Origin of the sequence: Chitinimonas viridis (genome assembly GCF_030409555.1) — a bacterium.
GTDB lineage: Bacteria > Pseudomonadota > Gammaproteobacteria > Burkholderiales > Chitinimonadaceae > Chitinimonas > Chitinimonas viridis.
Window position 1 is genome coordinate 47,490 of the sequence record NZ_JAUFPU010000002.1, and the last position, 13,435, is coordinate 60,924.

17 protein-coding genes are annotated in these 13,435 nt (G+C 60.9%); 7 read left to right on the forward strand and 10 right to left on the reverse strand.

Translation table 11 applies throughout. The features are described 5' to 3' along the window. Window positions 1–32 precede the first annotated feature (32 nt). On the reverse strand, window positions 33–1,541 hold the full coding sequence (locus QWZ03_RS01640; RefSeq protein WP_290331127.1) for a mechanosensitive ion channel family protein: 1,509 nt from the start codon (window positions 1,539–1,541) through the stop codon (window positions 33–35). 103 nt (window positions 1,542–1,644) lie between these two features. Between QWZ03_RS01640 and QWZ03_RS01645 the strand changes: the two genes are divergently transcribed. Continuing rightward, entirely contained in the window at window positions 1,645–2,889 is a 1,245-nt protein-coding gene (locus QWZ03_RS01645; RefSeq protein ID WP_290331128.1) for an EAL and HDOD domain-containing protein, read from the forward strand. Window positions 2,890–2,971: 82 nt separating this feature from the next. Here QWZ03_RS01645 and QWZ03_RS01650 read toward each other — a convergent pair whose 3' ends face one another. Further along, a complete protein-coding gene (locus tag QWZ03_RS01650) occupies window positions 2,972–4,156 on the reverse strand; it encodes a branched-chain amino acid ABC transporter substrate-binding protein (protein ID WP_290331129.1) in 1,185 nt (394 codons plus the stop codon). 201 nt (window positions 4,157–4,357) lie between these two features. Between QWZ03_RS01650 and QWZ03_RS01655 the strand changes: the two genes are divergently transcribed. Beyond that, the gene (locus QWZ03_RS01655; RefSeq protein ID WP_290331130.1) at window positions 4,358–5,173 is read left to right on the forward strand and encodes a DUF429 domain-containing protein; all 816 of its coding nucleotides are present in this window, start codon (window positions 4,358–4,360) and stop codon (window positions 5,171–5,173) included. Here QWZ03_RS01655 and QWZ03_RS01660 read toward each other — a convergent pair. The 5 genes from QWZ03_RS01660 to QWZ03_RS01680 all read right to left on the reverse strand — a co-directional run bounded on the left by QWZ03_RS01660 (window position 5,170) and on the right by QWZ03_RS01680 (window position 7,646). Then, complete coding sequence (locus tag QWZ03_RS01660; protein ID WP_290331131.1) at window positions 5,170–5,532, reverse strand: hypothetical protein; 363 nt, start codon at window positions 5,530–5,532, stop codon at window positions 5,170–5,172. The two genes, QWZ03_RS01655 and QWZ03_RS01660, sit on opposite strands and share 4 nt — an antisense overlap. A gap of 25 nt (window positions 5,533–5,557) precedes the next feature. Next, window positions 5,558–5,956, reverse strand: a complete 399-nt coding sequence (locus QWZ03_RS01665) for a phage holin family protein (protein WP_290331132.1) — start codon at window positions 5,954–5,956, stop codon at window positions 5,558–5,560. A gap of 9 nt (window positions 5,957–5,965) precedes the next feature. Continuing rightward, window positions 5,966–6,256, reverse strand: coding sequence for an ElaB/YgaM/YqjD family protein (locus QWZ03_RS01670; protein WP_290331133.1), 291 nt, complete (start codon window positions 6,254–6,256; stop codon window positions 5,966–5,968). A gap of 39 nt (window positions 6,257–6,295) precedes the next feature. Continuing rightward, a complete protein-coding gene (locus QWZ03_RS01675; RefSeq protein ID WP_290331134.1) occupies window positions 6,296–7,186 on the reverse strand; it encodes an OmpA family protein in 891 nt (296 codons plus the stop codon). A gap of 82 nt (window positions 7,187–7,268) precedes the next feature. Continuing rightward, window positions 7,269–7,646 (reverse strand): DUF4398 domain-containing protein, encoded by a 378-nt coding sequence (locus tag QWZ03_RS01680; RefSeq protein WP_290331135.1) that lies wholly within the window; start codon window positions 7,644–7,646, stop codon window positions 7,269–7,271. 334 nt (window positions 7,647–7,980) lie between these two features. Here QWZ03_RS01680 and QWZ03_RS01685 point away from each other — a divergent pair, with 334 nt between their 5' ends. The 3 genes from QWZ03_RS01685 to QWZ03_RS01695 all read left to right on the forward strand — a co-directional run bounded on the left by QWZ03_RS01685 (window position 7,981) and on the right by QWZ03_RS01695 (window position 8,894). Then, complete coding sequence (locus QWZ03_RS01685; RefSeq protein WP_290331136.1) at window positions 7,981–8,205, forward strand: CsbD family protein; 225 nt, start codon at window positions 7,981–7,983, stop codon at window positions 8,203–8,205. Window positions 8,206–8,255: 50 nt separating this feature from the next. Next, window positions 8,256–8,510, forward strand: coding sequence for a GlsB/YeaQ/YmgE family stress response membrane protein (locus QWZ03_RS01690; protein ID WP_290331137.1), 255 nt, complete (start codon window positions 8,256–8,258; stop codon window positions 8,508–8,510). Between the two features lie 69 nt (window positions 8,511–8,579). Then, a complete protein-coding gene (locus QWZ03_RS01695; protein WP_290331138.1) occupies window positions 8,580–8,894 on the forward strand; it encodes a BON domain-containing protein in 315 nt (104 codons plus the stop codon). 42 nt (window positions 8,895–8,936) lie between these two features. Here the strand turns inward: QWZ03_RS01695 and QWZ03_RS01700 are convergent, their stop codons facing one another. Further along, entirely contained in the window at window positions 8,937–9,653 is a 717-nt protein-coding gene (locus QWZ03_RS01700; protein WP_290331139.1) for a Crp/Fnr family transcriptional regulator, read from the reverse strand. A gap of 245 nt (window positions 9,654–9,898) precedes the next feature. Here QWZ03_RS01700 and QWZ03_RS01705 point away from each other — a divergent pair, with 245 nt between their 5' ends. Together QWZ03_RS01705 and QWZ03_RS01710 are read left to right on the forward strand one after the other, a co-directional pair. Next, entirely contained in the window at window positions 9,899–10,504 is a 606-nt protein-coding gene (locus QWZ03_RS01705; protein ID WP_290331140.1) for a diguanylate cyclase, read from the forward strand. A 49-nt stretch (window positions 10,505–10,553) separates the two neighbouring features. Further along, the gene (locus QWZ03_RS01710; RefSeq protein WP_290331141.1) at window positions 10,554–11,054 is read left to right on the forward strand and encodes a hypothetical protein; all 501 of its coding nucleotides are present in this window, start codon (window positions 10,554–10,556) and stop codon (window positions 11,052–11,054) included. Window positions 11,055–11,727: 673 nt separating this feature from the next. On the opposite strand, the gene QWZ03_RS01715 is transcribed toward QWZ03_RS01710, so the two are convergent. Together QWZ03_RS01715 and QWZ03_RS01720 are read right to left on the reverse strand one after the other, a co-directional pair. Further along, window positions 11,728–12,540: a beta/gamma crystallin-related protein gene (locus tag QWZ03_RS01715; RefSeq protein ID WP_290331142.1), complete on the reverse strand. Its 813-nt coding sequence runs from the start codon at window positions 12,538–12,540 to the stop codon at window positions 11,728–11,730. Between the two features lie 163 nt (window positions 12,541–12,703). Beyond that, on the reverse strand, window positions 12,704–13,396 hold the full coding sequence (locus tag QWZ03_RS01720) for a Crp/Fnr family transcriptional regulator (protein ID WP_290331143.1): 693 nt from the start codon (window positions 13,394–13,396) through the stop codon (window positions 12,704–12,706). Window positions 13,397–13,435 lie beyond the last annotated feature (39 nt).

The window sequence follows — 13,435 nt, forward strand, 5'->3', positions numbered from 1 at the left end:
GGCGCGCGGGCAGCACCAGCCAGCCGGTACGGCTACAGGCCAAAGAACCGCCGTATCCGGTCCAGCACTTCGGCCTGATGCGGCACCACCGGCACAGTAGCAAGGTCGCGGGCATGCAGCTGGTTCTCCGCCAGGCGCTCCGCCAGTATCCGTGACAAGGCATCGGCCAGCGCTGGCCGCGCAGTCAGTATGGCCTCAAAGCCAGCGCGGTCCAGCCGATAGCATTCCACATAGGTCGCCGCCACCACCGTAGCCGTACGCGGTGCCCCCGTCATCAGGCCCATTTCGCCAAAGAACCCGCCCGCTTTGAGGTGGCCCAGCAAATCCGCACCCGGTGCCTGGTAGTTGCGCCAGACATCCACCTCGCCCAGGGTCAGGATATACAGCCAGTGCGCAACGGCCCCCTGCCGGCTGATCACATCACCACTCTCGAACGGCGCAAACCGCAGTTGCTCTGCCAGGTGCCTGCGTTCCTCGTCGGTAAAGTCATTGAACAGCGAAACACACTCCAGCGCCCGCAAGCGCCGGCTGATATCGGTCTCCTGCCGCTGCGCCGCCGTCTTGTCGTTGTCCTTGGTCATCAGCACGTTGTGGCTGGGGCTGGCCAACGGTATGCCGTGGCGCACCAGGGCAGTGATCAGATGCGCCCGGACTTGCGAATCGGTCGGGTCATCCTGGGCAAAATCGGTCATCCAGTAACGCATGGCATAGCGCGCTATGCCGTCCCTGGCCTCCATCAGCACCGCGCTGGGCGGCGGCTCGGTCGATACGCCAGCGATATGCGCGTCCTGCACGGCCTGCTGCATCAGGGCAATCACCATGCTGGGCGGATGGTCCCAGGCGATATCCAGCCACACCCAGCGGCGCCACTCCAGGCCATGGCCATTGAAGCGCTTGCCTATCACCTGGAAGCTGTTCTTCATCAGCCAGGCATTGGGTATCACCACCGTCTCGCCATTGCGGGTTTCGATCAGGGTGGAGCGCCACCCTACCTGCAACACCTTGCCAGAGTAGTCATGCAGCTTCACCCACTGCCCCAGTTGCAGCGAGTCATCCAGCTGCAGGGCGATGCCTGACAGGATATTGCCCAGGGTATCCTGCATGGCAAAGGCCACCACCGCCGTGATCACCGCCGAGGTCGTTACCAGTTGCGACAGGTCCAGCCCTGCATAGCGCAGCCGCACCAACCCCCAGGCCAGGTAGCCCAGCATCACCAGCACGTCTTCCAGTATCCGCGGCGGTTCTACGCCCAGCGCCCTCAGCAGCAGGCGGAACAAGGCCAGGCCAAACAGGCGGATGATGATCAGCCCCAGCAGGATGGTAAATATCTCGCGCAGCACTGCCCCACCCTGCGGAAAACCCATGCCGGCCAGGCCGCTGCTGAACCACAGGCCCATCGCCCCCAGCATCAGGTAGAGCAGCGTCAATCCCACATTGCGCCGCTCGTCCGGCCGAAAGCGGTACAGCGCCAGGAGCAGACCCGAGCAGATAACGAAGAGGTAAGGCCATTCCTGGCGGGCGAGGTGTTCGAGCGTAAGCATGTTTGCGACAAGCAGGTGTTCTGTACTCAGGATAGGCCATGCAATGGCCCGGCGAGTGCGGCGTAATTTGCTAGGATGAAATGACACCCGCCAAACAGATGCCATGCCAGCCCCCCAATTCTTTCTCGGACGTCAGCCCATAGTCGGCCGCCAGCGTGAACTGGTGGCCTATGAGTTGCTGTTCCGCACCAGCCACGAAAACAGCGCCAGCGTAGAGGATGACGTCGTCGCCAGCGCCGCTGTGATGCAACATGCGTTTTCAGGCCTGGGCCTGCAATCGGTGCTGGAAGACAAGCTGGGCTTTATCAACTTGTCCGCCCCCCTGCTGTGCAGCGATGTCATCGAGATACTGCCACGTGAACGGGTGGTACTGGAGATACTGGAGACTGTGGAGCTGACCCCCGCCGTCATCGAGCGCTGCCGTGCCCTCAAGGCCGCCGGCTACCGGCTGGCGCTGGACGATGTGATACGGTTTGACGAAGCCCAGAAGGCCATCCTGCCGCTAGTCGAAGTAGTGAAACTGGACGTGCTGGCCATGCAGGCGCGCGAGACCGAGCAACTGGTTCGTGCGCTCAAACCTTATGGCGTCAAACTGCTGGCCGAGAAAGTGGATTCCACCCTGCAACGCGATTTCTGCCACGAGCTGGGCTGCGATCTGTTCCAGGGCTACTATTTTGCCCGCCCCACCATACTCAGCGGCAAGCCGGTGCAGCCCTCGGCCATGCTGCTGCTCAAGCTGCTGAGCCAGGTGGCCGCCGATGCCGATACGCAGGATCTGGAAGACACCCTCAAGCATGCGCCCGACCTGACCGTACACCTGTTGCGCCTGGTCAACTCGGTGGCATTTGGTCTGCCCCGCAAGATATCCAGCGTGCGCACCGCGCTGACCCTGCTGGGTCGTGCGCAATTGCACCGCTGGGTGCAGATCATGGTGTTCGCCCAGCAATCCTCCACCCACACTGCGGCAGACCCGCTGGTGCAAACCGCCGCCGTGCGCGGCCACCTGATGGAACGCCTGACCCAGACCCTGCGGCCCGGCGACGAGCTGCTGGCCGACCGCGCCTTCATGGTAGGCATGCTGAGCCTGATCGATGCCCTGTTCGGCAAGCCCATGGAAGACGTGCTCAAGCCGCTCAACCTGGAAGACACCGTACACGAGGCCTTGCTCAACCGCGGCGGCTGGATAGGTTATCTACTGCGTCTGGTCGAGGGCATAGAACTGGCCGACCGCAATGTGACCCTCACCCTGCTGGGCGGGCTGGAAAACCTGAGCCTGGATACCCTCAATCGCCTGCAGATTGAAGCCATGAGCTGGGCCGGCCGCCTGGGCCGCGACGAAGAAGCCTGACTCACCCCCTCCTCAGGCCATGTACCATGAAAAACGCGAGGTCCATGCCTCGCGTTTTTCGTACTGTTGTGAGGCCAAGTGCTTACTTGGCGCCCACCGTCTCCAGCACCGTCCACTTGCCGCCCACAACCTTGTAGAGGGTGATGCCACCGTCTTTCAGATCGCCCTTGTCGTCAAAGGCAATGGCGGCAGCCGTCACACCGGCATAGCTTTCCTTGGCCAGCACCGGCAGGTAGACCTTGGGGTCCACCGAATTGGCCTTCTTCATGGCGTTGATCAGCTGACGGGTGGAGTCGTAGCCATAGGGCGTATAGATTTCCATCTCCTGGTACTTGGCCTTGTAGCGGGTCTCAAAGTCCTTGCCGCCGGGCATCTGCTCCATCGGCAGCCCCGCCAGCGAGGCAATGCTGCCTTCCGCGTCCTTGCCTGCCAGTTGCACAAAGTTGTCGGTACGGGTCATCTCGCCCGACACCAGTGGCGCCTTCAGGCCCAGGCGCTTGAGCTGTATGGCCATGGGGCCGGACTGCGCATCAGCGCCGCCGTAGAAGATGATGTCCGGATTGCTGCCCTTGATGGCGGTCAGGATGCTGGCAAAGTCGGTGGCCTTGTCATTGGTGAATTCGCGCTTCACGATCTCGCCACCCGCTGCCTTGGCGGCCTTCTCGAACTCATCGGCCAGGCCCTGGCCATAAGCGGTACGGTCGTCAATGATGGCGATCTTCTTGGCGCCCAGCTTCTCCACCGCGTACTTGCCCACCACACCGCCCTGCTGGGTATCGTTGGTCAGCGAACGGAAGGTGGTCTTGAAGCCTTGCTGGGTATAGGCGGGTGCCGTTGCCATGGCAATCTGTGGAATACCGGCATCGGAATACACCTTGGAGGCCGGGATGGAGGTACCCGAGTTGAAGTGGCCAATCACCCCAGCCACACCACTGTCCACCAGCTTCTGTGCCACCTGCGCACCGGCCTTGGGGTCAGCCTGGTCGTCTTCTGCCAGCAATTCGAACTTCACCTTCTTGCCGCCGATTTCGGGGTTGAGGGCGTTCTCGTCGTCTATGCCCATCTGCACACCGTTCTGGTAACCCTTGCCATAATGGGCCTGGGGTCCAGTCAAGGGGGCGGCAAAGCCGATCTTGACGACTTGTACTTCAGCACCAGCAGGCGCGCCTGCCTCGGCGGCGGGGGCGTCTTCCTTCTTGCCACAGGCACTCAGTGCCATTGCAACAGCAGCGGAAAGGGCAAATACACGGGTCTTGTTCACAGTCATCCTCGTTATGCTTGTGCAGTCCGCCAGGCTGCGTGGGTAGTAGCGGCTGGTGTCGCGTGCCGGATCGCGGCAGTAACGGCCAGGATTGTATGCCTGTGCGGCAACGCTACATCTCGGGGATATCCCTAGCAGCCGGGATATTTTCCTCGTCAAGACAACACCTTAGATCTTGTCATGAACTCAAATCGCTGAAAAACACCCATGCAATTGCTCGGTATCGATTTCACCAGCCGCCCCACCAGGCGCAAGCCCATTACCGTCGCCCTGGGCCAACGTGAGGGCACCGTGCTGAGGCTGACCGCCATCCAGCGCCTGCCCGACTTCGCCGCATTTGAAGCCCTGCTGGCCCAAGCTGGCCCGTGGCTGGCCGCTTGCGATTTCCCCTTCGGCCTGCCAAGGGCGCTGGTGGTCAATCAGGGCTGGCCCACTGATTGGCCCAGTCTAATGAACCACCTTGCCACGCTCGATAGAGCCCGCTTGCGCGAGATCTGCAAAGCCTATTGCGACGCCCGCCCGGCCGGTAGCAAGTTTGCCCACCGGGCAACCGATCTGCAGGCACGCTCCAGTCCGTCGATGAAATGGGTCAATCCCCCGGTGCTCTACATGTTGCATGAAGGCGCCGTGCGCCTGCGGCAATCCGGCATCACCGTCGCCGGTCTGCACATGGGCGACCCGGCACGCATCGCCGTGGAGGGCTACCCCGCCCTCGCCGCCCGCACCGTCATAGGCAACGCCAGCTACAAGAGCGACAGCAAGCAAAAGCAGACCGCCGAGCGCCGTGCTCGCCGGCTGGATATCGTGCAAGCCTTACAGCAAGGCCACCCCAGCCTGGGGCTGCGCCTGGCCAGCGCAGACCCTGGCCTGCTGAGCGCCCTGGTGGAAGACCCCACCGCCGATCTGCTCGACGCCGTGCTATGCCTGATGCAGGCAGGCTGGGCCAGCCAACGTGCGCACTACGGCCTACCTGCGGATATGGATGTATTGGAGGGGTGGATCGTCAGCGCAGCGCCGGACTAATCCGCTTCGCGGCCAAACCTAGGACCATTGTTCACCACCATCCACAGCAGGACTCCGCTCAAACCCAGCAGCACCCCCTGCCTGAGCCATCGCCGCTGGCGCAATAGCGTCCAGGCCGATAGCGCCAAGGGCGCCACGCTGCGCACGCCACCGCCAGGCTGGGCGGCAAGCTGCCGCACCCGCCCACCAACCCAGCCCACCAGCGTGACCATGGCAAGCTGCTGCCACGGTCCGGCAGCATAGCTCGCCACGACACCAGCCTTGGCATCGATGATGGCGCTGCGGTAGTTTGCGCCATCACGTAGCAGGCGAGCTTTGCGCTCCGCCACATTCATCACCGCGATAGCGGGATACGACATGCCCAACTCCTTGTGCAACGCTGTGCTACAGCAGGGTTTCTCTATCCGCTCTCAGCTCTACCATGGTTGCCGGCAGCGACAGTTTTCCCTGGCGCAACATATTGCGGGCATACAGTAGCAATGCAACCGTCAGGCAGCCAAACACGGACGCCATGACGGCCAGTATCACCCAGCTCAACTGGGCCCAGGTCAGGTACACGATCAGCATCGTACTGTAAGCGATGGCAAACCAGCCCGACATCAGCGCAAGCGCACACACCATAGTCAGCTTGAATAGCTGATTGCGTGCCTCAGACAGCTCCAATGCGGCCAGTTCCAGGCGGGTAAGCAGCAGGCCCAGGCTGTTGCGGGCCAGGCCAGCCAGGCCGGCTAGCAAGCCCGCCACCGGCCTGGTTGTTGTGGGCGTATCCACGAGATCGCTCACCAGGATGGCTTATCGCCGGCCCAGGAACACACCTACCAGCAAGCCTGCGCCGGCTGCCATGCCGATGGCACGCCATGGGTTTTCCTTCACATAGTGATCGGTCGACGCAATGATCTTCTTGCCACCGGCCTGCACTTCCTGGGCTTTGGTCAAGGCGCTATCAAGCAGGCGCATACCGCGAGTGCGCGCCTCTTCTGCCTTTTCGCCAGTCAGGGCGGCAGCAGACTGAAACAACGCCTGTGCGTCCGTTACCAAGGTCTTCAGGTCGTGGTCTACCGCATTCGAGCGAACTTCATTCATGATTGACTCCTAGGGTGGTTGGGTAATACAAGTACAAGCTCAGCGTTGGCTGACCTTGCCGTTTTCATCTGACAGGACTATCTCTACCCGCCGGTTGAGTTGCCGGTTTTCCGGCGTATCGTTGCCAGCCACGGGGTGGGATTCACCATAGCCACGCACGATCACCCGGTTACTACTGACGCCCATCTCCTGCAGTGCGCCCCATACGGCTGCGGCCCGTCGTTCGGATAAAGCCTGGTTGTGCATGGCTGTACCGGTGCTATCGGCAAAACCTTCCACCAACACCGAGCGCGAGGGGTTTTGTTGCAATACCAAGGCTACTTTCTGCGCAGTACGCATACCCTCCGCGTTCAGCCGTGCCAGATCGGTGCCAAACAACATGTCGCCAAAGGTAATCACCATGCCGCGCTCGGTCTTCTTGGCGGCCAGTTCCGCCAATTGGGCCTCCAGCTGAGCATTGCGCGACTGGGCTGCCAAAGCCTGGCCCTGTGCGGCACTGGTGGCATCCTGTGCCTGTTGTGCCGCCGCTCTGGCTTGGGCTGCGCTCAGATTGGCCTGGTCAGCTTCGATGGTGCGTTGATCCAACCGCATCTGGTCGCGCTGTTTGCCGGCATTGGTCACATCGGCCTCAGCCGCTTTCTGCTTGGCCACTTCCTGCGTCAGGGCAATCTTTTGCTTGGCCATATAGGCCTGCAGGTTGATAGCCTCTGTGCTGTCGTTGCGGCTGGCCGCATCATTGGCCAGCCCAAGGGCATCACGCGCCTGCGTCAGTTCCAGGCTGGCATAGCGCGCCACATCCGGGTTGCTCTGCGCTGCTAGAAAATCGCTGCGCGTCTGTTCCAGCAAGCTGGTGGTGGTCGGCATGCTGCTACAAGCGCCGATGAGTAAAGTCACCCCCAGCAAGGCAGGGCTCAGGTGGAATGCTTTCATGATCTTGTCCTTATAAAATTGCAGCAGCCCCATGTGGCGTTGCAGCGGTCGCAGTAGTAGGTAAACAGAAGTTACGCATGGCCTACTTGGCGCTACGCTCCAACTCTTCACGCAGAACCCGGATATCGTCTTGCAAGGCATCTGCCGCCAGTTGGGCCTTGGCCGAATTGGCCTTGCTTTGCGCCAGCTTGGCGTCTGATTGCGCCTGGGTGGCCAACTCGCTGGCCCGCTTGTAGTCCTTGGCTGCCATGGCCTTATGCGCCAGGGCCATCTTTTCCCGCGCCAGGCTCATTTCAACCGGGGCAAACTGGGCGCCCCCTGCACCGGCCGCGTTGTCCACTGCAGCACTGGAAACCGCCACATCCGCCGTTGCAGGTGTCTTGAGGCTGCCGCAGCCGGCGGCAAAGGCCACTGCCACACCGCACAGTGCTGCCTGCCATAGTCTCGATTGGTTTTTCATTTTTCTGTCCCCGGTAGTGAGCCGAGGGTGAAATTGCCCTCGATGCGGCAAGTTATAGGCGTGTACCGCCATCCAATCGGTGCGCTGTCGCACATACGAAGCACGGATTACCGCCGGCCTTGCTTGCCTCCAGCCTGCCGTGCCTCGCCCCCATTTAACGGCGCCTATGTACTCCACCGTACCGACTATCCATAGGGCGTGCGCCTAGCCTTGGTTTGTCTCTGGGGCGTATGCCAGTCAGGCGTCAGTACCAGCCATCCAGATAGGGTGATGCAGTTACTGATGCAGGCATGCCGATACCGCCCAGCACAGACTCACACGCAAGGAGCAGGACATGAACTGGGACATCGTTGAAAGTAATTGGAAGCACTACCAAGGCAAGGTCAAAGCCCATTGGAGCAAGCTGACCGACAAGCAACTGGCGCTGATCGCAGGCCAGCGGGTCGAGCTGGTAGGCAAGATTCAAGAGGCTTACGGTATTACCAAGGACGAAGCCGAGCAGGAAATACGGCGGTTTGAGCTTCGTAACAAGGTGGGGGGGCCTACGCTCCCGCTATAGCGCAGTGGGCAGTACCTGGCCGTAAGGGTGTTGCCCTGCAGGAGATCATCATGTTGCTGTTCGCCTGGATCGTGCTCGGTCTGATCACTGGCATCAGCGCCAGCATGATCGTCAATCGCTCAGGCCAGGGCATATGGCTGGACAGCCTGCTCGGTGCCGCCGGTGCACTGTTCTGCGGTTGGGTCTTTACCAGGCTGGGGATGCTGGACCTGACCGGTTTCACTTTTCACAGTGTCCTCGTTGCCATCATCGGCGCCGTATTGCTGATCGTGCTGTACCACAGCCTGGTTTGCGACACGGACTGACATGCGTTCCCTGTTCAGGCAGGAAGCACCCGCTTTCTGCTGCTTTGCAACATCTCTGGAGGAAGCATCATGAAGACGATCAAGCACTACCTATCCCTGTTGTTCCTGGGTGCCGTACTGGTATCAGCGCTGGGATGCGCGTCAACCAGCAAGCAGGAAAGCACCGGCGAGTACATAGATGACAGCCTGATCACCACCAAGGTAAAGGCCGCCATACTGGATTCGCCCACCCTGAAGGTGGCCGAGATCAACGTCGAGACCTTCAAAGGCGTGGTTCAGTTGAGTGGATTTGTCAGCTCACAAGCCGCCATCAGCAAGGCGGTCGAGGTAGCCCGCAACGTCAAGGGCGTGAAGTCGGTCAAGGATGATATGCGCGTCAAGTAAGGTAAGCGCGTCAGGTATGTACAACGCCATCAGGCAGCGCTGCTACTTGATGGCGTTGGCACAATTGTTTGCCATCAAGCGGGTGTATTCATGCTTGACCACCCGGTAGCACTCGCACACCCTTGCCTCCAGGCCCGGTCGATCAAGTACCAGTATGTGGCCGCGGCTGTACTGTATTAGCCCGTCCGCCTGCAAATGGCCGGCCGCCTCGGTCACCCCTTCCCGCCTGACGCCCAGCATGTTGGCGATCAATTCCTGGGTCATGACCAGTTCATTGCTTGTCAGGCGGTCCAGGCTCAGAAGCAGCCACCGGCACAACTGTTGGTCTATGCAGTGGTGCCGATTGCAGACTGCCGTCTGCGCCATCTGGGTGATCAAGGCCTGAGTGTAACGCAGCAGGATATGCTGCAGCGGGCCACCACGCTCGAACTCCTGCTTGAGCAACCACACCGGCAATCGGAACGCATAGCCGGCGCTCTGTACCAAGGCGCGGTTGGTACTGGTCTCTCCCCCCATGAACAAGGCAATGCCCACCATGCCGTCGTTTCCCACCACGGCAATCTCGGCCGAGGCACCATCCTCCATCACGTACAGCAAGGAGACAATGACGCTGACTGGGAAGTAGACATGCTTCTGAGTGCCGCCCGACTCGCATAACACCTGGCCCAGTATCAATCTGACAGGCTCCAGGTGCGGCAGTAGCCGCTCCATGATGGGTGCAGGCAGTGCAGCCAACAGTTTGTTCTGTCTCGCATCCATACTGATGCTTCCTCCTGTTATCCCGGCTTGCAACCTGTCCGGCGGCAGCTGCCACCATCGCAGATGGTGCTGCGCTATGTACGCCATCACACTGACGCACACGCAAGCTTGAGGTATTTGTATTGTTAGTAGGACATTTTACGCTGCAGCGCAGCATGGCAGAAATCTATCGGCCAGCCGGACTTTAATTACATGGCGCAGCAGCGTACCTGGCCCCCGTGACCCAACCCAGCAGGAGGAAAACCATGGAAACGCTCGAAGATGCCAACTTGCGCCTGCGCAAGCGACTGATCCGATTGGCCGGCATGCTGCGCATTGCCCGGTACGGCGCGGACCACGATGTGCTGACCGGCCTGCCCAACCGGCGTTTGCTATACGACAGACTGCGGCAGGCCATGGCGATCTCCGCACGTCAGCACCGGCAATTGGCCGTCCTGATGCTGGACCTGGATGGTTTCAAGGCCATCAACGACACACTGGGCCATGCCCAGGGCGATTTGTTGCTACAACAGGTTGCCTATAGGCTGAACAGTTGCCTGCGTGTCAGCGATACGGCGGCCCGCCTGGGTGGGGATGAGTTCGTCATCATGCTGCCGGAAATCAACGGGGCCCTGTCGGTACTCACCATCATCGAGAAAATCCAGCAAAGCCTGTCGGCACCGTACCTGTTGGCCACCAAGCAACTGCTCATAGGCGCCAGCATCGGGGTCGCACTCTACAATGGCGAGCAGCAGCAACCCCGGCAGTTGATAGAGCTGGCAGATCGCGACATGTACCGGATCAAGATCAGCAAGCAGGGCCTGCCGGTATCAGTGAGGGAAAGCATAACCGCCCTGCATGCCGAGATCTGATCTCCGCATTTTGGGGTGGGTTACATCCAGAGCGGAGCAACGAAATATCATGGATACCACCTTATATCCGGCACAGGCGATCATGGGGGGCGCAGTGCCTCCCGCCGTGATCGCCACCATCCACCGTATCAGCCACACTAGCCGTGCGGACGACCAGATGGCGTCTGTTAGTGCCTTGATCCTGAACACGACCACCCAACGTACCCAACTTCTGCAGAATCTGATACATCGCCTGATGACTGCGCCACATCGCCTGCCGACAACCCATGTCGACCGCGTTGCATTAGCGCCCGTCCGCCACCGGGCGTCATACCAAATGGCCGATCTGCGCAGCGCTTCGCAAGCAAGCGCAGCGCATCAGCAGAACGGGCGCTATGCAGCCAGCGGCCTGCACAAACAGGCGGCCAGCAAGCATGAAGCCGCTGCGCAGCTCCACCGCGAAGCCGCGGCCTTGCACGAGGCAGCACAGCCAATCGAGGCGCGTGCCGCGGCGGATCGCGCCCTCAGCAGCAGCGCGCAGGCCCACCTGACGTCGGCAGCAGCAGAGTAGAGCCTCCCGTTCGGGTAATCCACGTCCTCTCAGCGTCTGTGACTAGCCTGCAACTCATCGCGCGCAGCAGGCAGCAATGGGGCACGGCAAGTCTGCACCATCCGAAACAACAGCATTGTTAGGCCAGGGTGCCAAATAAAGGCAGGGGGTTCTTCCCCCTGCCTTTTGCAACTGTTCCCGCTTACTTATGCGGCAAGCTGATTGCCCGTATACGTAGCAAGCGTTTAAGTAACTTGCGATAACTGTTGAAACGCTGACTGAGCCAATACCGATAGTGGCTTGTAACTGTAGGAAAATCTGCAGGCCGTCCTGGCTCTCTTGGCGACTCGTCCGAAGCGGGCATAGCCTGCGCATGGTAGCGGTACGGCCTGGCCTCCAGCACGGGCGAACCGTCCGTGGTCATATTGGCATTGGCCAGCTTGTCGGCCACGATGGTGCTAAGGGTGTGCTTGGATTGCATGATATGGCCTTGTGCCAGGGCACGGGTTAAGCGGCGCCTAGCCACTGGGGGTAGTATCAAGCAGCGCCTGTCCATAGCGTGTACCTGCCCTGTCACCCAGTCTGTGCGCTGGCAGACAAGGCCCATACGTGGCATATCCATCTGGTAGCCCCCCCAAAAAAACAGGGCGGGGCCACGCACCGCGCGGACCCGCCCCAAGGGCACAGGGAACTATCAGTTACGTGGTTCGCCTCGGCGATTGACTGTCACAGTGCTACCTGGCGCATACGCCATCTGCACTCGATGCTCCACCCCACGGAAGTCATAGGTCACATCCCAATACTCCGGTCGGGTATGCCTATGGCTGGTGGTGCAGCGCTGTACGTCCTGGGTGTAGGTTTGCTGTCCATTGCGGTCGCGGCCGATATTGGCACCGACCACTGCCCCGGCAGCCGCGCCACCAGCAGTCGCCAGATCACGGCCTCGACCGCCGCCGACCTGGTGCCCCAGCACGCCGCCTATCAAGGCCCCCATGATGGCGCCAGGCACATTGGTATCACGCCGGTTCTCGCTCACCTGCTCCCGCTCTACCCAGCACCGTTGCTCCGCCGAGCCCAGAATGGCGCGCACCGAGGTCACATGGGCTTGATACAGGCGTTCATTGTTACGCCGCCGATTGTCGTAAACCGGCAAAGGGTCGGGCGCATAGCGATCATCGTCAAAACGAGCGTTGCCGGCCACGATACGCACCGAAGACACACGGTCGTTCAAGCCCATGGCGGCCAGCGAAGCATATCGGCCAGGACGTAGTACCGTGCAATTACCCCGATAACGTGAATCGACACAGGCCTCCCAGCGGTCGCTCAGCACCACCACCGATGAGGCGCGGTCGTTAAAGCCATACTGCTGGAAATTGCTGACTTGCCTGCCTGTCGTAAAGGAGCGGCCCTCAAAGCCCTCTCGCTCATAGAATGTCACCTGCGCCGCTGCCTGGGTCGCGATAGCCGCAACAGCCAGCGCCAGCGCTGTTCTCCAATAGGTATGCATTGATGCCTCCTGCAATGGGTTGTGCATGCCAAAGGCCTGACTCACGCCTTGCTCGTACCGGATCTCACGAGATACATGCCACAGGCCGGTCAGCCCAATATGGCGTAGTCCCACATTGGCATCTGTACGGCGTCGTACATTGGCGAAGATTTGATTGCGTGACTCAATGCATCTGCGCCGCGTAGTCGCGCAGATCCTTGGCATAGCAGCTGCAGGCCTCTGCCTCTAGCCCTAGGCGATCCAGCACCGTCAATTCGCCACGCCGGTAGCTGATCAAACCGCTGGCCTGCATGGCGCTGGCCGCCTGGGTAATGCTGACCCGGCGCACCCCCAGCATGTAGGCGAGAAACTCCTGGGTCATGTGGAAGTGATCGGCATGGGCGCGATCCTGGCTCATCAGCAGCCACCGGGCCAGCCGAGGCCCTATCATGTGCACATGCAGGCAGGCCGCCGAGGAAGCCATCTGGGCCAGTAGCACATAGATGTAGCGATGCATGGCCCGGCGCAATGCACTGCTGCGGCCCAACTCATGGGTAAACGCCTCTGCCTTGATGCGCAAGGCACTACCGGGCCCCTGCACCACGGCATGCAGCGGCACCTTGGCCACATTCAGCGCCAGTTGTACTCCCACCATACCCTCCGACCCCACCATACCCACCTCCAGGGCGGGTTTGCCATCTATCATCGCCACCAGCGAAATAAAACTGTCGGTGGGGAAGTAAGCAAAGCGGGTTGGTTTGCCGGGCTCGCACAATACCTCGGACATCAAAAGCTGCACCGGCTCGCATAGGCCCAGCAGGTGCGCCCTGTCCTTGCGCGGCAGCGTGGCAATCAGGTGGTTCTCGGTGGTAGACAAGCCGTTCTCCCTTGTGAGGCCTGTCTGCAAATGGCAGAT